This is a genomic window from Streptomyces sp. NPDC096324, from assembly GCF_044763015.1.
Taxonomy (GTDB): Bacteria; Actinomycetota; Actinomycetes; order Streptomycetales; family Streptomycetaceae; genus Streptomyces.
In genome coordinates this window covers 94,895-113,120 of the sequence record NZ_JBIWFK010000009.1, presented here as the reverse complement: position 1 = coordinate 113,120, position 18,226 = coordinate 94,895, and the positions used below count along the sequence as shown (strand labels likewise).

The following is an 18,226-nucleotide window of genomic DNA, read 5'->3' as shown; positions in this document are numbered from 1 at the left end:
TCGGTCAGCCGTTGCGCGGGCCCGGGAACGCCGTGGACCTGGCTTCGTCGCGGAGTGTCGGGCTGCCGGCCGTCGGCTGGGTCGGCATGGAGCGGGCGGCGGGGACGGTCGGCACCGAGGGGATGGTGGTGTTGACGTTGATCGCGTGGGTGTCGACCGTGTCCGTGGCGCGCTCCGCCTCGGCCGCGGCCTGGGTGGCGGCGCGACGGGCGCCGTAACGCCGGTGCACCGCCTGCTTGGTGACCCCGAGTGCCGAGCCCACAGCGTCCCAGGAGAAGCCGAGCGAGCGGTCGAAGTCCACGGCGGCGGTGACCAGCGTCTCGACGCTGTCCCTCAACTCCTGGGCGAGACGGACGGTCGGGGCGGGCGCGCGGCCGTAGACGACGAAGCCCGTGGAGGGTCCGGCGCGGCGCGGGCGGTAGACGTTGCCCAACTGGGCGGTGAGTGTGCGCAGTGCGTCCACCTGCCGACGGACCCGCTCGATGTCCCGCACCAGCAAGTGCAGGCTGGCCCGAGCCTGGGCGTCGTGGGTTGCATGGTCGGCCATGAACAAGCCTCTCGAACCGGCGTTGAAAGGGATCGGGCCGCTGGTGAGCGGCCCGCTGTGGTCAACTCTTTCTTGACCAACGCGTGGACGGGTGAGTGGTCACGGGTGCAAGGGCGCAAGAGCATATGAACGGGGCGCGTCCCGAGAAGTACGCCCCCCGTCGTGCCGTGGACGCGCCCCGCGCGCGGCCGGTCGGACACGGCCACCTGCGCCGACGCTCGCTCCGAACTCCGTGCGGGCCCGGGGGCAGGGCCCCTTGGACAACCCCCGAGCCCCCGCGCCCCGGGCGGCATAGACTGGTGCGCTGCCCCGTGCTTCGCCTGAACCGGCACGCGCGCGGGGGATGGAAGTGCTCCCGCCCGAGAGGCCAACCGCCACCCATGAAGCTCGTCTTCGCAGGCACCCCCGAGGTCGCCGTTCCCGCCCTGGACGCCCTGATCGCCTCCGGGCGGCACGAGGTGGCCGCCGTCGTGACCCGGCCGGACGCGCCGGCCGGCCGCGGGCGACACCTCGTCGCGAGCCCGGTCGCCGAGCGGGCGGAACAGGCCGGGATCGAGGTGCTCAAGCCCGTGAAGCCGCGGGACGAGGAGTTCCTGGCCCGGCTGCGGGAGATCGGCCCCGACTGCTGCCCCGTCGTGGCGTACGGTGCGCTGCTGCCCCGGGTCGCCCTCGACATCCCCGCCCAGGGCTGGGTCAACCTGCACTTCTCGCTGCTGCCGGCCTGGCGCGGCGCCGCCCCCGTGCAGCACGCGATCATGGCCGGCGACGAGATCACCGGCGCCACCACCTTCCTGATCGAGGAGGGCCTCGACTCGGGGCCGGTCTACGGGACCGTCACCGAGGAGATCCGCCCCACCGACACCAGCGGGGACCTGCTCACCCGGCTCGCCTTCGCCGGTTCCGGACTGCTCGCCGCGACGATGGACGGGATCGAGGACGGCACCCTCAAGGCCGTGCCCCAGCCCCCCGACGGCATCAGCACCGCGTCGAAGATCACCGTCGAGGACGCCCACGTCGACTGGGCCGCCCCGGCGCTGCGCGTCGACCGCATGGTCCGCGGCTGCACGCCCGCCCCCGGCGCCTGGACCGTCTTCCGCGCCGAGCGCCTCAAGCTCATCCAGGTCGCGACGGTGCCGGACCGTACGGACCTCGCCCCGGGCGAGCTGTCCGTCGCCAAGAACAACGTGTACGTGGGCACGGGTTCGTACGCCGTCGAGCTGCTCTGGGTGCAGGCCCAGGGCAAGAAGCCGATGCGCGCCGCGGACTGGGCCCGCGGAGTGCGCATCCCCTCCGGGGAGCGCCTCGGGGTCTGATCCGCGCCGGGGTCCGCCCCGGGCCGACGCCCGCGCGAGCGCCGTGGGGTCGGCCGCGGGCTCTTCGGCAAGTGTCGCGCGGCCGACGCGGGCTGTCGGCGAGCGCCCCGGGGTTCCACTCGGGTCGTCGGTCGCGCCGCGGGGTCGCGGGCCCTCGCCGACTGCCACGAGGCTGCCGCGGTCTTTCGGCGAGTGCAGCGGTCCGACGTGGGCTGTCGGCGAGCGCCCCGGGGTTCGACTCGGGCCTTCAGTCGCGCGCCGTGGGGTCCGACGCGGACCTTCGGTCAGCGTCGTGGAGCCGGGGGACCTGCCGGCGAGCGCGCCGCGGGTCTGGACGGCCTCGGGCCCGGTGCTGCGGGGTCCGGTCGGTCTCGTGGCAGGTGACCGGCCACCGTGGGCCTCGGCGGCCTTCTGACGGGCGGCTGTGGGGTCCGGCGGCCGCCCGGCGGGCCCAGCGGGGTCCGGTCGGCCGTCCGGCGGGCGGCGCCGGGCCGGTCGGCCCCATGGCGGGCGCCGGGCGGGTCGGTCTCCTGGCGGGTGCGCCCGGGGGCTGGCAGGGGTTGCGGTGAGTGTGTCCGAGGCTGCTGTAGGTCTTCGGGTGTCGCCGCGGGATCTCGGGCGTGCGGCAGTCTCCGGGGCGGCGCGGGCCGTCCCTCGTGGCGCCCTCGCGCGGCCGGCGGGGGTCCTCCGTCGGGCGGCTGGGCGTGTGCGTCGCAAGCCCCGCGGCGTACGCTGTCAGACGCACCTTTTTCCTGGATCCGGAGCACCTTTTTCGTGAGTGAGCAGCCCCGTCGGCCGCAGAAGACCGGCAAGCCCTACCGCCGCCCCCAGAAGGACCCGGTCCGCATGCTCGCCTTCGAGGCGCTGCGGGCCGTGGACGAGCGGGACGCGTACGCGAACCTCGTCCTGCCGCCGCTGCTGCGCAAGGCGAGGCAGAAGGGCGACTTCGACGCACGGGACGCCGCGCTCGCCACCGAGCTGGTGTACGGCACGCTGCGCCGCCAGGGAACGTACGACGCGGTCATCTCGGCGTGTGTCGACCGGCCCCTGCGGGAGGTCGACCCGCCGGTCCTCGACGTGCTCAGCCTCGGCGTCCATCAGCTCCTCGGCACCCGCATCCCGACGCACGCGGCCGTCTCCGCCTCGGTCGAGCTGGCCCGGGTGGTGCTCGGCGACGGGCGGGCCAAGTTCGTGAACGCCGTGCTGCGCAAGGTCGCGCGGCAGGACCTCGACGCCTGGCTGGAACAGGTCGCGCCGCCCTACGACGAGGACCCCGAGGAGCACCTCGCCGTCGTGCACTCGCACCCGCGCTGGGTCGTCTCGGCGCTCTGGGACTCGCTGGGCGGTGGCCGGGCCGGTATCGAGGACCTGCTGGAGGCCGACAACGAACGGCCCGAGGTGACCCTCGTCGCCCGGCCCGGACGCTCCACCGCCGACGAACTGCTCGACGCCCTCGACGAGGACTCGGGGCTTCCCGGGCGCTGGTCACCGTACGCCGTGCGGCTCACCGAGGGCGGCGAGCCGGGCGCCATCGACGCCGTACGGGAGGGCCGCGCGGGCGTCCAGGACGAGGGCAGCCAGCTCGTGGCGATCGCCCTGGCGAACGCGCCGCTCGACGGGCCCGACCGGGTCTGGCTGGACGGCTGCGCCGGACCCGGCGGCAAGGCCGCGATGCTGGCCGGCCTGGCCGCAGGGCGGGGGGCGACGCTGCTCGCCTCCGAGAAGCAGCCGCACCGCGCGGGCCTCGTCGCCAAGGCACTCGACGGGAACCCGGGCCCCTACCAGGTCATCGCCGCCGACGGCACCCGTCCGCCGTGGCGGCCCGGCACGTTCGACCGGGTGCTCATGGACGTGCCCTGCACCGGCCTGGGCGCGCTGCGCCGCCGTCCCGAGGCCCGCTGGCGGCGCCGCCCCGAGGACCTCGACGGCTTCGGACCGCTCCAGCGGGGACTGCTGCGCACGGCGCTCGCGTCGGTCCGGGTCGGCGGTGTTGTCGGCTACGCGACCTGCTCGCCGCACCTCGCCGAGACCCGCGCGGTCGTCGACGACGTCCTCAAGCACTTCGAGGACGGCTCCGCCGAACTGCTCGACGCCCGCCCGCTGCTGCCCGGCGTACCGGCGCTCGGGGACGGCCCGGACGTCCAGCTCTGGCCGCACCTGCACGGGACGGACGCGATGTACCTGGCCCTGATCCGCCGAACGGCCTGACCCGCCGCCTCCGCCGGGCTGGACGGTCCGCCCCGGCCCGTCAGTCGGGCGGCCGGGCCGGTCTCGTGGCGTCGCCCGCGTCCCCGGCGTCCTGGGTTCCGGCGGCGGGCTCCGGGGACCCCGCGAGTTCCCCGGACCCGGCCGGCTCCGGTGCCTCCCCGGCCCGGGAGCCCCCGTCCTCGTGCGCGAGCCGGGCGGGCCACCACACCTTCGGGCCGACGTCGAGGAAGAGCGCGGTGACCAGCACCGAGCGCACCACGAAGGTGTCCAGGAGCACGCCGAGCGCGACCGCGAAGCCGATCTCCGCGAACCCGACGATCGGCAGGGTGCCCAGTGCCGCGAACGTGCCCGCCAGGACCAGACCGGCCGAGGTGATCACCGCCCCGGTGGTGGCCAGGCCCGTCACCACGCCCTGCCGGGTGCCGTGACGGATCGCCTCCTCGCGGATCCGGGTGGTCAGGAAGATGTTGTAGTCGATGCCGAGCGCCACCAGGAACACGAAGACGAACAGCGGGAAGGCCACGTCCTCGCCCGCGTAGTCGAAGACGTGCCGGAAGGCCAGCGCGCTCACACCGAGCGCGGTCGCCAGCGACAGCACCACGGTCCCGATCAGCAGGAGCGGGGCGATCAGCGCGCGCAGCAGGACGCTCAGGACCAGCAGGACCACCACCAGGACGAGCGGAATGACCAGATAGTTGTCGTGCGTCTGGGCGTTCTCCATGTCCAGCAGGGCCGCCGAGCCGCCGCCCACCTTCGCGTCGGCACCCGGCACGGCGTGCACCGCGTCGCGGACCCGCTCCACGGTGTCCTTCGCCGCCGTGCTGTCGGCGGGGGCGCGGGTCGTCGCCTCGAACAGCACTCTGCCGTCGTGCACGGGCGCGGTGCCCGGTGGCACCCCGATGCTCGACGTCACCACGCCCGGGTCCGCCGCCACGGTCTCGCCGACCTGTCTGCCCTGAGCCGTGTTGGACACGATGACCAGCGGATCCCCGTCGCCCGCGGGGAAGTAGCGCGCCGACACCTCCTGGCCGACGATCGAGTCCGGTTTCCCGGTGAACTGGTCGGCGTTGGGGATGCCCGCGGCGCGGAGCTGGATGAGGCCGAGGGACAGCAGCCCGAGGGCCAGCGCCGTGGCCACCCAGAACGTCCGGGGGCGGCGGGCGATCCGCCCGCCCATGCGCGCCCAGACGCCGCTCCTGGTCGGATCGGCCGAGCCGAGGTGCGGGACGGCCGGCCAGAAGATCCAGCGGCCGAAGACGAGCAGCAGGGCGGGGAAGAGCGTGAGCATGGCGAGCAGCGCCACCGCCACACCGATCGCCGCGACCGGTCCGAGACCCCGCGTCGAGTTCATCTCGGCGACCAGGAGCACCAGCATGCTCAGGACGACGGTCGCGCCCGAGGCGAGGATGGCGGGACCGGCCCGGTTCATGGCGAGGGCCATCGCCTCGTGCCGGTCCTCGTGACGGCGCAGTTCCTCGCGGTAGCGGGCGACCAGCAGCAGGGCGTAGTCGGTCCCCGCGCCGAACACCAGCACGGTGAGAATGCCCGCGCTCTGGCCGTTGACGGTCAGACCGGCGTGTTTCGCCAGCAGATAGATCAGCGCCTGGGCCGTGAACAGCGCGACGACCACGCCGAGCAGCGGGACGAACAGCAGGGTCGGGCTGCGGAAGGTGATCAGCAGCATCACGATGACGACGGCCATCGCGGCGAAGAGCAGCGTCGAGTCGATGCCCTCGAAGGCCTTGGAGGAGTCGGCGGCCGTGCCGCCGGGCCCGGTGATGTGCACCGAGAGCCCGTCGCCGCCCTTGCCCACCTGGTCACGGATGGAGGAGACGGCGGGGGCGATCCGTTGCCAGCCGGCCGCGTCCATGGTGATGGGGACGTAGATCTGCGCCGCGCGGGGATCCGGCTGCCGGTCGAAGACCGGTCCCCGGGTCTCGGCGCCGCGGATGCCGTGGTCCCGCAGTGTCTTGAGCTGCCGGACGTCCTCGGAGATCTGCCGCCGGTCCTGCGCCGTCAGGCCGTCCGGGCGCGCGTAGACGACGACCGCGGGGATCTGCTCGGGCCGGAACCCGTTCGAGATGTCGAGGACCTGGGTGGATTCGGCCGAGCCCGGCAGCCAGGACTGGGCGTCGTTGTCCTGGGCGTCGCTGAGCTTCGTTCCGAGGGGTGCCACGAAGAGGAGAATCAGCAGCCACAGGCCCAGGACCAGCCACTTGGAGCGCCGTCCGCACACGCCTTTGATGGCCGCGTGCTTCCAGACGTCGAGCCGCTTCATGCCCACCCCCGAGACCGGACGCAGCGTCGCTGGGCCGTCCAGGATGGCACGGCGGACCGTCGTGGGGCAGCCGTCGGCCGATCCAGGTCCGGACCGAGGCGGGCAACGGGCCCGGGGCATGGCAGTCTTGGGGCATGGCCGCGCAGATCAACCCCAGCATCCTGTCCGCCGACTTCGCCCGTCTTGCCGAGGAGGCAAGGGCGGTCGAAGGCGCGGACTGGCTCCATGTCGACGTCATGGACAACCATTTCGTACCGAACCTCACCCTCGGGGTACCGGTCGTAGAGTCCTTGGCCCGTGCGACGGACACGCCGCTGGACTGCCATCTGATGATCGAGGACGCCGATCGGTGGGCGCCCCAGTACGTCGAAGCCGGTGCCGGCTCCGTCACCTTCCACGTGGAGGCGGCCGCCGCGCCCGTCCGGCTCGCACGGGAGATCCGGGCCAAGGGGGCCCGCGCCTCCATGGCGCTCAAGCCGGCGACCCCCATCGAGCCGTACGAGGATCTGCTGCCCGAGCTCGACATGCTGCTGATCATGACCGTCGAGCCCGGATTCGGGGGCCAGGCTTTTCTTGACATCATGCTCCCCAAGATCCGCCGCACGCGCGAGTTGATCAGCAAGCACGGCCTGGAACTGTGGCTCCAGGTCGACGGCGGTGTCTCGGCCTCGACCATCGAGCGGTGCGCCGAGGCGGGCGCCGACGTGTTCGTCGCCGGTTCGGCGGTGTACGGGGCGGCGGACCCCGCCCAGGCGGTACGTGCACTGCGCACCCAGGCGGAGGAGGCGACGGCCCGTGCGTCCTGGGCGTGCGGCCACTGAGCCAAGGGAACGTGAACGCCGCCCATCAGGGCGGATCAAGTGCGCCGGATCTGCAAGGATGAACGGCGAATCCAGAGTGTGAACAGAAGTGAGGAGATCGCCGTGTCGGGTATGTCGGCGGGCCGGTCAGCCATGCGGATGGGACCCGCTGAGCTGGTCCAGGCGGCGGCCATGGCCCGCCGCTTCTACCTCGAGGGCAAGTCCAAGATCCAGATCGCCGAGGAGTTCGGCGTCAGCCGCTTCAAGGTGGCCCGGGTCCTGGAGACCGCTCTCGAACGGGATCTCGTGAGGATCGAGATCCGCGTCCCCGCCGAGCTCGACGCGGAGCGCTCGGACGCGCTGCGTGCCCGCTACGGCCTGCGGCACGCCGTCGTCGTCGAGTCCCCGGCCGAGGCCGAGGAGTCGCCCGACCCGGAGAACCTCGGCGAGGTGGCCGCCGACCTGCTCGGCGAGCTCGTCAACGAGGGCGATGTGCTGGGTCTCGCCTGGGGCCGCTCCACGATCCACATGGCGGCGGCGCTGGACCGGCTCCCGCCGTGCACGGTGGTGCAGCTCACGGGTGTGTACGACGCCGGGACCGCCGAGCGCGGCTCCGTCGAGGCCGTACGGCGTGCCGCGCAGGTGTCGGGCGGCGACGCCCACCCCATCTACGCGCCGATGCTGCTGCCCGACGCGGCCACCGCGGCGGCGCTGCGCAACCAGACGGGGATCGCCCGCGCCTTCGAGTACTTCGACAAGGTGACGGTCGCCTGCGTGTCCATCGGCTCCTGGGAGCCCGGCATCTCCACGGTGCACGACATGCTCAGCGACGAGGAGCGCGCGCACTACGCCTCGCTCGGCGTCGCCGCCGAGATGTCCGCGCACCTCTTCGACGCCGAAGGCCGCCGGGTCGGGCGCGACCTGGGCGAACGCTGCATCACGGTCGAGGCCGACCGGCTGCGCCGTATCCCCGAGGTCGTCGCCATAGCGGGCGGACACCGCAAGGCGGCCGCCATCGACGCGGTGCTGCGGTCCGGGCTGGTCACCAGCCTGGTCACGGACACCGCCGCCGCGGACGCGCTGATGACGGCGGGCCCGGCCCCGCGTCCGGCGCTGAACCGGGCGGACCCGGACGGGTCCTGACGACGGCACGTGAAGCGCGCCCCGAGGGGGCGGCCGTGGCAGCATCGACGTCATGCTGCCACGGCCGCCCCCTCGGGCGTTCACGGTCCGCCTGTTCGCGGGACTGCTGGTCTGTCTGACCGTCCTACTGACGGGCTGCTCGGCGACGGGCGGGGCCGGTCCAGGCGACTCCGCGGCCACCGCCGTGAGCCGCTACGGGCCGGCCCCGTCCTGGGCGGGCGGTCTGCCGACCGTCTCCGTGGCCGCGCTGCCCGCCGAGGCACGGTCGACCCTCGCCCTCATTGACCGGGGCGGCCCTTTCCCGTACGCCAAGGACGGCACCGTCTTCGGCAACTTCGAACGCGAGCTGCCCGGGCACGCCCGGGGCTACTACCGCGAGTACACGGTGCCGACCCCGGGGGAGAACGACCGGGGTGCCCGGCGCATCGTCACCGGGCGGGGCGGGGAGATCTTCTACACCGACGATCACTACAACTCGTTCAAGGCGGTACTGAGATGACGCACGGTCCGCTCGCGGTGGTGTGCCGTTCGGCCGGGTGGCAGGTCACCGAACTCGATCTCACCGGGGTGCTCGACAAGGGCGCCTTCATGGCGCGCTGTGTCCGCGCCCTCGACCTGCCGGAGTGGTTCGGAGGGAACTGGGACGCGCTCGGCGACCTCCTGGGCGACCCCGACTGGGGACCGGCCAGTCCGGGCAGACTCATCGTGGTGACCGGCTGGCGTCCCTACGCCAGGGCACGGCCCGAGGAGTGGGAGACCGCGCAGGCGGTGCTGGCGACGGCCTCCGGCTACTACCAGGACGCCGACGCGGCGCTCTCGGTCGTCCTCTCCCTTGGAGGATCCGACCAACTGCCCTCTGACCAGCCTGGATGATCCGCCCGGGGACCTCGCACCGGTCGGCATGGGACAATGAAGTACGTGCTCTTCCCCCTGGCTGACCTGTCCGGGGGCCACCTCTGATCGACTGGGATGTGCAGCACGTGCGTTTCCTCAACGACATCCAGCCCCCGTACGACCTGACGTACGACGACGTCTTCATGGTGCCCAGCCGTTCGGCCGTCGGCTCGCGTCAGGCGGTGGACCTCGCCTCCCCGGACGGGACCGGCACCACCATCCCGCTCGTCGTCGCCAACATGACGGCGATCGCCGGCCGCCGGATGGCCGAGACCGTCGCCCGCCGCGGTGGCCTTGTCGTCATTCCGCAGGACATTCCGATCGACGTCATCACCGAGGTCGTCTCCTGGGTCAAGGGACGCCACCTGGTGCTCGACACCCCGATCGTCCTCGCACCCCACCAGACCGTCGCCGACGCGCTGGCGCTGCTGCCCAAGCGCGCGCACAACGCGGGCGTCGTCGTCGACGAGGACGGCCGCCCCGTCGGTGTGGTGACCGACGCCGACCTCACCGGTGTGGACCGCTTCAGCCAGCTCTCCGAGGTCATGTCCAAGGACCTGCTGCTCCTCGACGCGGACATCGAGCCGCGTGAGGCGTTCAACCGGCTCGACGCCGCCAACCGCCGCTACGCCCCCGCGGTGGACGCGGACGGCAAGCTGGCCGGCATCCTGACCCGCAAGGGCGCCCTGCGCGCCACGCTGTACGCCCCGGCCACCGACGCGAACGGCAGGCTCCGCATCGCCGCCGCCGTCGGCATCAACGGCGACGTGGAGGGCAAGGCCAAGCAGCTGCTGGACGCGGGCGTCGACACGCTCGTCATCGACACGGCGCACGGCCACCAGGAGTCGATGATCAGCGCCGTCAGGACCGTGCGCGCGCTGGACCCCGAGGTGCCGATCGTCGCGGGCAACATCGTCGCCGCCGAGGGCGTCAAGGACCTGATCGACGCGGGCGCCGACATCATCAAGGTCGGCGTGGGCCCCGGTGCCATGTGCACCACCCGCATGATGACCGGCGTCGGCCGGCCGCAGTTCTCCGCCGTCCTGGAGTGCGCCGCCGAGGCGAAGAAGTACGGCAAGCACGTGTGGGCCGACGGCGGTGTCCGCCACCCCCGCGACGTCGCGATGGCGCTGGCCGCCGGCGCGTCCAACGTCATGGTCGGCTCGTGGTTCGCCGGCACGTACGAGTCCCCGGGCGACCTTCACCAGGACGCCAGCGGACGCCTGTACAAGGAGTCGTTCGGCATGGCGTCCGCGCGGGCCGTCAAGAACCGCACCAGCGAGGAGTCCGCGTACGACCGGGCCCGCAAGGCGCTGTTCGAGGAGGGCATCTCCACCTCGCGGATGTTCCTCGACCCGTCCCGTCCGGGCGTCGAGGACCTGATCGACTCGATCATCGCGGGCGTCCGTTCGTCCTGCACCTACGCGGGCGCCAACTCCCTCGAGGAGTTCGCGCAGAACGCGATCGTGGGCATCCAGAGCGCCGCCGGCTACGCCGAGGGCAAGCCGCTGCACGCGAGCTGGAGCTGATCCTCCGCCCGTCCCGTACGGCCCCCGTTCCCCTGCCGGGAGCGGGGGCCGTACGCGTGGGAGGGCTCCCCCGACCGGCCGGAAGTCGCCTCGCGCAACCATCCCGAAGGCCCGCGCAACGAACACGCGCCGGGATGGGATGAACGCAACGATCTTGCGGAGATGCGCAAGGTTGCTGCATTACGCCCGTGAAGCCCGAACTCATAGGGTCGAGCGCTGTACACAGGCGTGGCGGGGACCCCGCTCGGCGGGTCCCGGCTGTCAGGGGTGCCGCCGGTTCCCGTCCTCTTCGACCGGCAGCGACGAAGGAGCCAGCGCGTGCTCGATCAAGGCGCACCCCCGCAGTCCCCACCCACGTCCGCCCCGCCCGCCGCGGGTCTCGGCGCACGTCTCATGCGCCGCAAGCCGGTGGAACGCCTGGTGCAGGAGGGCGGACACGGCGAGGGCGGCTCGCTGCGGCGCTCCCTCGGCCTGTGGCAGCTCACCATGATCAGCATCGGTGCCACGCTCGGCACCGGCATCTTCGTGGTCCTCGGCGAGGCCGTCCCCAAGGCCGGTCCCGCGGTCACCGTGTCCTTCGTGATCGCCGGTCTCACCGCCCTCTTCTCCGCCCTCTCCTACGCGGAACTCGCCGGCACCATCCCGGTCGCCGGATCCTCGTACTCGTACACGTACGCGACGATGGGCGAGCTGATCGCCTGGATCTGCGGCTGGTGTCTGGTCCTGGAGTACGGCGTCTCGGTCGCGGCCGTCGCGGTCGGCTGGGGCGAGTACCTGAACGAGCTGCTCGACGGCACCATCGGCGTCACCATTCCGGACGCGCTCTCCGCGCCGCCCGGTGACGGCGGCCTGTTCAACCTGCCCGCGCTGATCGTCGTCCTGCTCGCGATGGCGTTCCTGCTCGGCGGAGCCCGCGAGTCGGCGCGCGCCAACACCATCATGGTGGCCGTGAAGATCGCCGCGCTGGTGCTGTTCTGCGCGATCGGCGTCCAGGGTCTGCGCTCCGGCAACTACGAGCACTTCATGCCGCTCGGCATGGCGGGCGTCAGCGCCGCCGGTGCCACCCTGTTCTTCTCCTACATCGGCTTCGACGCCGCCTCCACCGCCGGCGAGGAGGCCAAGGACCCGCAGCGCGACCTGCCGCGCGCGATCATGCTCTCGCTGGTCATCGTGACCGCGCTGTACGTCCTCGTCGCCGCCGTCGCCGTCGGAGCGAAGCCCTGGCGGCAGTTCGGCGACTCGGAGGCCGCGCTCGCCGAGATCATGAAGGACGTCACAGGGCAGACCTTCTGGGGCACGCTGCTGGCGGCCTGCGCCGTCATCGCCATCGCCAGTGTCGTGCTGACCGTGCTCTACGGCCAGACGCGCATCCTGTTCGCGATGGCCCGGGACGGTCTGGTGCCCAAGGTGTTCGCCCGCGTCCACCCGAAGACCGGCACGCCCCGCGCCAACACGGTCATCGTCTCGCTGTTCTGCGGTGTCCTCGCCGCCGCGATCCCGCTCGGCCAGCTCGCCGACGCCACCAGCATCGGCACGCTGTTCGCGTTCGCGCTCGTCAACGTCGCCGTCGTGGTGCTGCGCCGGACGCGCCCGGCGATGCGCCGTACTTTCCGGGTTCCGCTCGCGCCGGTGCTGCCGGCGATCGGCTTCCTGCTGTGCGTGTGGATGATGGCCAGCCTCTCGGCCGTCACCTGGGTGGTCTTCGGCGTCTGGATGGCCGTGGGGCTCGTGTTCTACTTCAGTTACGGCTATCGCAAGTCCCGGATGGCGACCGCGGAAGCCGTCGCCGAGCAGCCGTAGAACCCGTCGCAGGAACCCTCTCGGGAACCCCTCGCAGAAAAGTGAACCACCCGCAGTGCTGAACGATCTCGACGAACGCATCGTGCACGCCCTCGCCGAGGACGCCCGCCGCTCCTACGCGGACATCGGGCAACTGGTCGGCCTGTCCGCGCCCGCCGTGAAGCGGCGGGTCGACCGGCTGCGGGCCACCGGGGCCATCACCGGGTTCACCGTACGGGTGGACCCGGCGGCGCTCGGCTGGGAGACCGAGGGGTTCGTCGAGATCTACTGCCGCCGGAACACCTCTCCCGAGACCATCCAGCGGGGTCTGGAGCGGTATCAGGAGGTCGTGGCCGCCTCCACCGTCACCGGGGAGGCGGACGCGGTGGTCCAGGTGTTCGCCTCCGACATGCGGCACTTCGAGCGGGTGCTCGAACGGATCGCGGGGGAGCCGTTCGTGGAACGGACGAAGTCCGTTCTGGTGCTGTCGCCGCTCCTGCGGAGGTTCTCCTCGGGGTCACCTACGTAGTCGGCGTCCCCACAACTGCTCTTACGCCCGCCGGGGGTGGGGTTCTCGCCGTCGGCGGGCGCGGGCGGTGTGTGGCCGGGCGCGCAGTTCCCCGCGCCCCTTACGGGCGCTCCCCTGGCCGGCGTTGGTCATTCCGCCGTCTTTCTCGCCAGGGCGTTGTTGCCGATCGAGTTGTGGACGCTGAAGCTCACCGCGTCCGAGCGGTAGCGGTCGTCGGACCATTCCACCGGGCGGCCCTCGCGCGTGGTGGTGACCCGGCGGACACGCAGCAGGGGGCTGGTGCGGCGGACGCCGAGGAGGTCGGCGTCCTGGGCGCTCGCCGCGACGGCGTCGATGACGTGCTCGCCGTACGCGAAGACCAGACCGGTGTCCTCGAGGAGCCGCTGGGTGACGGAGGGGCAGTCGGGTTCGATCACCGCGACGGCGGGGGAGATCCAGTCCGCGTACACCGTGCGCTCCAGCAGCACCGGTTCGCCGTCCAGGCCGCGAACCCGCAGCACGTGCAACACCGTCGTCCTTTCCCGGAGTTGGAGGCGTACGGCGTCCTCCGCCGTCGCCGGGCGGTACTCCTGCGCCACCACGTGGCCGGTCGCCTCGCGCCCCATCGCCCGCGCCCACTGGGCGAAGCTGCGCAGTTCGGCGAAGCTCTGGCTGCGACGGCCGGCGAGGACCACGCGCCGGGCGCCCTGGCGGGACCCGATGAGCCCCTCGGCGGTCAGGGCCGCGACGGCCTGGCGGACCGTGCCGCGCGAGACGCCGTAGTGGGCCGCGAGGTCCGTCTCCGCCGGCAGCAGGCTGCCCACGGTGTACTCCTCGCGGTCGATCGCCCGCCGCAGCTCCTCGGCGATCTCCTCGTGTCGCGCCGTCATTCTTCCCCTCTGGTTCAACCGCTGTGCACAGCCTGATCAGCCTAATCGACATCGGACGCTGCTCCGTGCCGGCTGGAATTGTGCAGGGAATAGGGGCTTGTGGTTTCACCGACGTTCACGAACAGGACACCAACGGCGGGCCTACTGAGGCCAACTTGTTCAGACAAGTTCTCCGCTCATCCCACCCTCGTGCGTCACCCTGGAGAGACCGTGACCGTGTTCCTGCCGAGGACCGCCCTCCTCACCGGCGGCCTCGCCGTCGCCGCCGCGCTCACCCTGAGCGCCTGCGGCGCCGCTCCCGACGACAAGGCGACCACCGCCGACGGCAAGAGCGCGGCCACCGCGACCTCCGCCGCGGACCTCGGCGGTCTCGACGCCCTCACCAAGGCCGCGAAGAAGGAAGGCACGCTGCACGCGATCGCCCTTCCCCGCGACTGGGCCAACTACGGCGCTCTCATCGACGGCTTCACCAAGAAGTACGGCATCAAGATCCAGGTCGAGAGCCCCGACGGCTCCAGCCAGGACGAGATCAACGCCGTCACCTCGCGCAAGGGCCAGGACCGCACCCCCGACGTCCTCGACCTCGGCAGCTCCTTCGCGCTGAGCGCGGCCCAGCAGGGCCTGCTCGCCCCGTACAAGGTGGCCGGCTTCGCCGACCTCCCCGAGGGCCAGAAGGACACCGCGGGCCGCTGGTTCAACGACTACGGCGGCTACATCTCCATCGGCTGCGACGCCAAGAAGGTCAAGGAGTGCCCGACGACCTTCAAGGACCTGCTCAAGCCGCAGTACAAGGGCCAGGTCGCGCTCAACGGCAACCCCACCAAGTCCGGTTCGGCGTTCGGCGGCGTGTACGCGGCCGCGCTGGCCAACGGCGGCTCCTTCGACGACATCCAGCCCGGCCTCGACTTCTTCGCCGAGCTCAAGAAGAACGGCAACTACACGCCCGTCGAGTCGACCCCGGCCACCGTCGAGAAGGGCGAGACGCCCATCAGCATCGACTGGGACTACCTGAACGCCGGATACGCCGACGAGTTCAAGGCCAAGGGCCTCGACTGGAAGGTGTCGGTCCCCGCCGACGGCCAGTTCTCCCAGTACTACTCCCAGGCCATCAACAAGGACGCCCCGCACCCGGCCGCCGCCCGCCTGTGGCAGGAGTACCTCTACAGCGCCGAGGGCCAGAACCTGTGGCTCAAGGGATACGCCCGCCCGGCCCTGATGGCCGCGATGGAGAAGGCCGGCACGCTCGACAAGACCGCCGCGGCCAAGCTTCCCGCGGTCTCGGGCACCCCGAGCTTCCCGACCGAGGCCCAGCAGAGCAAGGCCAAGACCGTGCTCGCCCAGGGCTGGGGCAAGGCCGTCTCCGGATGACCACCGCTCTCACCGAGGCCCCGGCCGACGTGGCGCCCGCCGCTGCCCCCGCGCAGCGGCGGCGCCGCCGCGCCACCGGCCCGCTCGCCGTCCTCCCGCTGCTCGCCTTCGTGGCGATCTCCTTCGGTGTCCCCGCGCTCGCCATGCTGAACGGCGCCTTCACCGTCAAGGACCAGGCCACCGGCGCCACTTCGTACACCACGGCCAACCTGACCGGCTCCGTCCAGGGCGCCTACCTGACCGCGCTCGTGGGCAGCGTCAAGCTGTCCGCCCTCTCCGCCGGACTGGCGACCGTCCTCGGACTGCCGCTCGCGCAGGCCGTGGTGACCTCCCGCTCCCGCGCGCTGCGTGAGGCCGTGCTCACCGCCTCGGGGGTCCTCGCCAACTTCGGCGGCGTCCCGCTGGCCTTCGCCTTCGTCGCCACCCTCGGCAACTCCGGTGTGCTCACGAGCCGTCTGCACCTCTCCGAACATGGCTGGAACCTCTACAGCTTCTGGGGCCTGGTCGTCGTCTACCTGTACTTCCTGATCCCGCTCATGGTCCTCACCATCACACCCGCCCTCGACGGCCTGCGCTCCCAGTGGCGCGAGGCGGCGCGGAACAACGGCGCGACCTCGGCGCAGTACTGGCGGCATGTGGCCCTGCCCGTCCTCGCGCCCTCGCTCCTCGGCGGGTTCGTGCTCCTCTTCGGCAGCGCCTTCGCCGCCTACGCCACGGCCGCCGCCATGGTGGGCAGCGCGGTGCCGCTGGTCACGCTGCAGATCGCCGACGCCATCTCCGGCAACGTGCTGGTCGGCCAGGAGAACGTGGCGCTCGCCCTGAGCCTCGACATGGTCCTCATCGCGGGTCTGGTCATGGCCGCGTACCTGCCCCTGCAACGACGGAGCGCGCGATGGCTCGCCTGAACCCGTGGCGCCGGGTGGTCCTCGCCCTCGCCGCGCTGTACTTCCTGGTGCCCCTGGCCGCGTCCGTGGTCTTCACGGTCGACGTGCCGGGACGGGGCGTCGGCCTGGACGCCTACACCTCGATCGTGTCCGCCGACGGCTTCGTGTCCAGCCTGCTGCTCTCGCTGGAACTCGCCGCCGCGACCATCGTCGTGGTGCTGCTCCTGATGGTGCCCGCCACGGTCGCGCTGCGGCTCGGCTCGCCCCGGCTGCGGCCCGTCGTCGAGGTGGTGTGCCAACTGCCGCTCGTCGTGCCGCCGATCGCGTTCGTCGCCGGTATCTCCACCGTCCTCAAGTGGGGGCCCGAACACCTCTCGCGGACCCCGCTGTTCCAGACCTTCGTGGCGATCCAGGACCCGGGCTTCCCCGTCGTCCTCGTCCTCGCGTACGTCGTGATGGCGCTGCCGTTCGTGTACCGGGCCCTGGACGCGGGCCTGCGCGCCGTCGACGTGCGCACCCTCGTCGAGGCCGCCCGGAGCTGCGGGGCGAGCATGCCGCGGGCGCTCGTGCGGGCGGTGCTGCCCAATCTGCGCGGCGCGCTGCTCAACGCCTCCTTCCTCACCCTGGCCCTGGTGCTCGGTGAGTTCACGGTCGCCAACCTGCTCGGCTACCAGCCCTTCGCCGTGTGGATCTACAGCGTCGGCGGCTCGCAGGCCCAGATGTCCGTCGCCGTCTCCGTGCTCAGCCTGTTCCTCACCTGGGCACTCCTTCTCGCGCTCGCCGTCCTCGGCGGCCGCTCCCGTACCGCTTCCGCCTCCCGGGGATGAACATGACCGTCGCCACGCTCGACAAGGCCGCCACCGTCGAATTCCGCGGACTCAGGCGAGAGTTCGGTCAGACCGTCGCTCTCGACGGCCTCGACCTCACCGTCCGGCCCGGTGAACTGCTCGCCCTGCTCGGCCCCTCCGGCTGCGGCAAGACCACCGCGCTGCGCATGCTCGCCGGCTTCGAACACCCCGACTCCGGTGAGGTGCTGGTCGACGGCGAGGACATCACCCGGGTGCCGGCGCACCGCCGTGACGCCGGGATGGTCTTCCAGTCGTACAGCCTCTTCCCGCATCTGAGCGCGCTGGACAACGTGGCCTTCGGACTGCGGATGCGCAAGGTGCGTACGGCCGAACGGCGTTCCCGCGCAGCCGAGTTGCTCGATCTCGTGGGCCTCGGGGACAAGGGCGAGCGGTTCCCGCACCAGCTCTCCGGCGGCCAGCAGCAGCGGGTCGCGCTGGCCCGCGCGCTCGCCCTGCGGCCGCGCGTCCTGCTGCTCGACGAGCCGCTGTCGGCGCTGGACGCCAAGGTGCGGCTGTCGCTGCGCGAGGAGATCCGCCGGCTCCAGCTCGAACTCGGCATCACCACCCTGTTCGTGACCCACGATCAGGAGGAGGCGCTGTCCATGGCGGACCGGGTCGCGGTGATGCGGGCCGGACGGCTGGAGCAGTGCGCTTCGCCCGCCGAGCTGTACGGGCGTCCCGCCACCGCCTTCGTCGCCGAGTTCGTTGGCACGATGAGCCGGATACCCGGGACTCTCGGCGGCGACGGGGTCGACGTCCTCGGCCGGAGGCTGCCGGTGGACGGGGACGCGCCCGCCCCGGGGTCGGTGGACGTGCTGGTGCGGCCGGAGGCGGTCCGGGTGGGCGCGGACGCCTCGGGTGACGCCCGGGTCGTCGCCACCGCGTTCCTCGGCGCTGCCACCCGGGTGACCGTGCGGCTCGCCGACGGCACCGAGGTCAAGGCCGATCTGCCCACGCACGAGGCCACGGCGCTCGTGGCGGGCGCAGCCGTGACCGTCACCCTCCCGGACCGGCCCGTTCTGGTCGCCGCCCGTCGCGACTGAGACGCGTCCGGACCGAGGCGCGACCTGACCGAGGCGTCCGGCGCCGCCCGAACCGAGGGTGCCCGTTCGGGGCTCCGCCGCCCCACGACCGACGATCGCGCCCTCCGCCCCTACCCGTCCCATCCCGGGGCTCCGCCCCAGACCCCGCTCCTCGAACGCCGGATGGGCTGAACTCTGCCCCGCGTCCGCGAAAG

16 protein-coding genes are annotated in these 18,226 nt (G+C 72.4%); 13 read left to right on the top strand and 3 right to left on the bottom strand.

Annotated elements, in window-relative coordinates; translation table 11 throughout:
• Positions 1 to 4: 4 nt before the first annotated feature.
• A complete protein-coding gene (locus ACIQ7M_RS25430) occupies positions 5 to 547 on the bottom strand; it encodes a hypothetical protein (protein WP_355773097.1) in 543 nt (180 codons plus the stop codon).
• A gap of 380 nt (positions 548 to 927) precedes the next feature.
• Between ACIQ7M_RS25430 and fmt the strand changes: the two genes are divergently transcribed.
• Both fmt and ACIQ7M_RS25420 read left to right on the top strand, forming a co-directional pair.
• A complete protein-coding gene (gene fmt, locus ACIQ7M_RS25425; protein WP_355773100.1) occupies positions 928 to 1,860 on the top strand; it encodes a methionyl-tRNA formyltransferase in 933 nt (310 codons plus the stop codon).
• A gap of 774 nt (positions 1,861 to 2,634) precedes the next feature.
• The gene (locus ACIQ7M_RS25420) at positions 2,635 to 4,068 is read left to right on the top strand and encodes an RsmB/NOP family class I SAM-dependent RNA methyltransferase (protein WP_403648385.1); all 1,434 of its coding nucleotides are present in this window, start codon (positions 2,635 to 2,637) and stop codon (positions 4,066 to 4,068) included.
• Between the two features lie 40 nt (positions 4,069 to 4,108).
• Here the strand turns inward: ACIQ7M_RS25420 and ACIQ7M_RS25415 are convergent, their stop codons facing one another.
• Positions 4,109 to 6,346: an MMPL family transporter gene (locus ACIQ7M_RS25415; protein ID WP_403648382.1), complete on the bottom strand. Its 2,238-nt coding sequence runs from the start codon at positions 6,344 to 6,346 to the stop codon at positions 4,109 to 4,111.
• Between the two features lie 134 nt (positions 6,347 to 6,480).
• Between ACIQ7M_RS25415 and rpe the strand changes: the two genes are divergently transcribed.
• The 7 genes from rpe to ACIQ7M_RS25380 all read left to right on the top strand — a co-directional run bounded on the left by rpe (position 6,481) and on the right by ACIQ7M_RS25380 (position 13,020).
• Positions 6,481 to 7,167 (top strand): ribulose-phosphate 3-epimerase, encoded by a 687-nt coding sequence (rpe, locus tag ACIQ7M_RS25410; protein ID WP_355773108.1) that lies wholly within the window; start codon positions 6,481 to 6,483, stop codon positions 7,165 to 7,167.
• A 78-nt stretch (positions 7,168 to 7,245) separates the two neighbouring features.
• Positions 7,246 to 8,289, top strand: coding sequence for a sugar-binding domain-containing protein (locus ACIQ7M_RS25405; protein WP_355773110.1), 1,044 nt, complete (start codon positions 7,246 to 7,248; stop codon positions 8,287 to 8,289).
• Positions 8,290 to 8,341: 52 nt separating this feature from the next.
• Positions 8,342 to 8,788: a ribonuclease domain-containing protein gene (locus ACIQ7M_RS25400; protein ID WP_403648378.1), complete on the top strand. Its 447-nt coding sequence runs from the start codon at positions 8,342 to 8,344 to the stop codon at positions 8,786 to 8,788.
• Positions 8,785 to 9,162, top strand: coding sequence for a barstar family protein (locus ACIQ7M_RS25395; RefSeq protein ID WP_355770284.1), 378 nt, complete (start codon positions 8,785 to 8,787; stop codon positions 9,160 to 9,162). The genes ACIQ7M_RS25400 and ACIQ7M_RS25395 overlap by 4 nt, the downstream gene beginning before the upstream one ends.
• Positions 9,163 to 9,269: 107 nt before the next feature.
• Complete coding sequence (locus ACIQ7M_RS25390; protein WP_403648946.1) at positions 9,270 to 10,712, top strand: GuaB1 family IMP dehydrogenase-related protein; 1,443 nt, start codon at positions 9,270 to 9,272, stop codon at positions 10,710 to 10,712.
• A gap of 318 nt (positions 10,713 to 11,030) precedes the next feature.
• Complete coding sequence (locus ACIQ7M_RS25385; protein WP_403648375.1) at positions 11,031 to 12,512, top strand: amino acid permease; 1,482 nt, start codon at positions 11,031 to 11,033, stop codon at positions 12,510 to 12,512.
• Positions 12,513 to 12,567: 55 nt separating this feature from the next.
• Complete coding sequence (locus ACIQ7M_RS25380; RefSeq protein WP_015661832.1) at positions 12,568 to 13,020, top strand: Lrp/AsnC family transcriptional regulator; 453 nt, start codon at positions 12,568 to 12,570, stop codon at positions 13,018 to 13,020.
• 128 nt (positions 13,021 to 13,148) lie between these two features.
• Here the strand turns inward: ACIQ7M_RS25380 and ACIQ7M_RS25375 are convergent, their stop codons facing one another.
• Positions 13,149 to 13,889: a GntR family transcriptional regulator gene (locus tag ACIQ7M_RS25375; RefSeq protein ID WP_386987981.1), complete on the bottom strand. Its 741-nt coding sequence runs from the start codon at positions 13,887 to 13,889 to the stop codon at positions 13,149 to 13,151.
• A gap of 210 nt (positions 13,890 to 14,099) precedes the next feature.
• Here ACIQ7M_RS25375 and ACIQ7M_RS25370 point away from each other — a divergent pair, with 210 nt between their 5' ends.
• From ACIQ7M_RS25370 to ACIQ7M_RS25355, 4 genes are read left to right on the top strand one after another with little or no spacing between them, the layout of a single operon-like run.
• The gene (locus tag ACIQ7M_RS25370; protein WP_355770274.1) at positions 14,100 to 15,257 is read left to right on the top strand and encodes an extracellular solute-binding protein; all 1,158 of its coding nucleotides are present in this window, start codon (positions 14,100 to 14,102) and stop codon (positions 15,255 to 15,257) included.
• Positions 15,254 to 16,162, top strand: coding sequence for an ABC transporter permease (locus ACIQ7M_RS25365; RefSeq protein WP_403648370.1), 909 nt, complete (start codon positions 15,254 to 15,256; stop codon positions 16,160 to 16,162). The genes ACIQ7M_RS25370 and ACIQ7M_RS25365 overlap by 4 nt, the downstream gene beginning before the upstream one ends.
• Positions 16,150 to 16,968, top strand: a complete 819-nt coding sequence (locus ACIQ7M_RS25360) for an ABC transporter permease (RefSeq protein WP_403648367.1) — start codon at positions 16,150 to 16,152, stop codon at positions 16,966 to 16,968. Before ACIQ7M_RS25365 ends, ACIQ7M_RS25360 begins: the two co-directional genes overlap by 13 nt.
• Before the next feature lie 2 nt (positions 16,969 to 16,970).
• Positions 16,971 to 18,032 (top strand): ABC transporter ATP-binding protein, encoded by a 1,062-nt coding sequence (locus ACIQ7M_RS25355; RefSeq protein ID WP_386987974.1) that lies wholly within the window; start codon positions 16,971 to 16,973, stop codon positions 18,030 to 18,032.
• The last annotated feature ends 194 nt before the right edge of the window (positions 18,033 to 18,226 follow it).

Coding starts and splice junctions, on each gene's coding strand:
- ACIQ7M_RS25430 (WP_355773097.1), bottom strand. CDS start 547: ATGGCCGACCATGCAACCCACGACGCCCAGGCTCGGGCCAGCCTGCAC.
- fmt (WP_355773100.1), top strand. CDS start 928: ATGAAGCTCGTCTTCGCAGGCACCCCCGAGGTCGCCGTTCCCGCCCTG.
- ACIQ7M_RS25415 (WP_403648382.1), bottom strand. CDS start 6,346: ATGAAGCGGCTCGACGTCTGGAAGCACGCGGCCATCAAAGGCGTGTGC.
- rpe (WP_355773108.1), top strand. CDS start 6,481: ATGGCCGCGCAGATCAACCCCAGCATCCTGTCCGCCGACTTCGCCCGT.
- ACIQ7M_RS25400 (WP_403648378.1), top strand. CDS start 8,342: ATGCTGCCACGGCCGCCCCCTCGGGCGTTCACGGTCCGCCTGTTCGCG.
- ACIQ7M_RS25395 (WP_355770284.1), top strand. CDS start 8,785: ATGACGCACGGTCCGCTCGCGGTGGTGTGCCGTTCGGCCGGGTGGCAG.
- ACIQ7M_RS25375 (WP_386987981.1), bottom strand. CDS start 13,889: ATGACGGCGCGACACGAGGAGATCGCCGAGGAGCTGCGGCGGGCGATC.
- ACIQ7M_RS25365 (WP_403648370.1), top strand. CDS start 15,254: ATGACCACCGCTCTCACCGAGGCCCCGGCCGACGTGGCGCCCGCCGCT.
- ACIQ7M_RS25360 (WP_403648367.1), top strand. CDS start 16,150: ATGGCTCGCCTGAACCCGTGGCGCCGGGTGGTCCTCGCCCTCGCCGCG.
- ACIQ7M_RS25355 (WP_386987974.1), top strand. CDS start 16,971: ATGACCGTCGCCACGCTCGACAAGGCCGCCACCGTCGAATTCCGCGGA.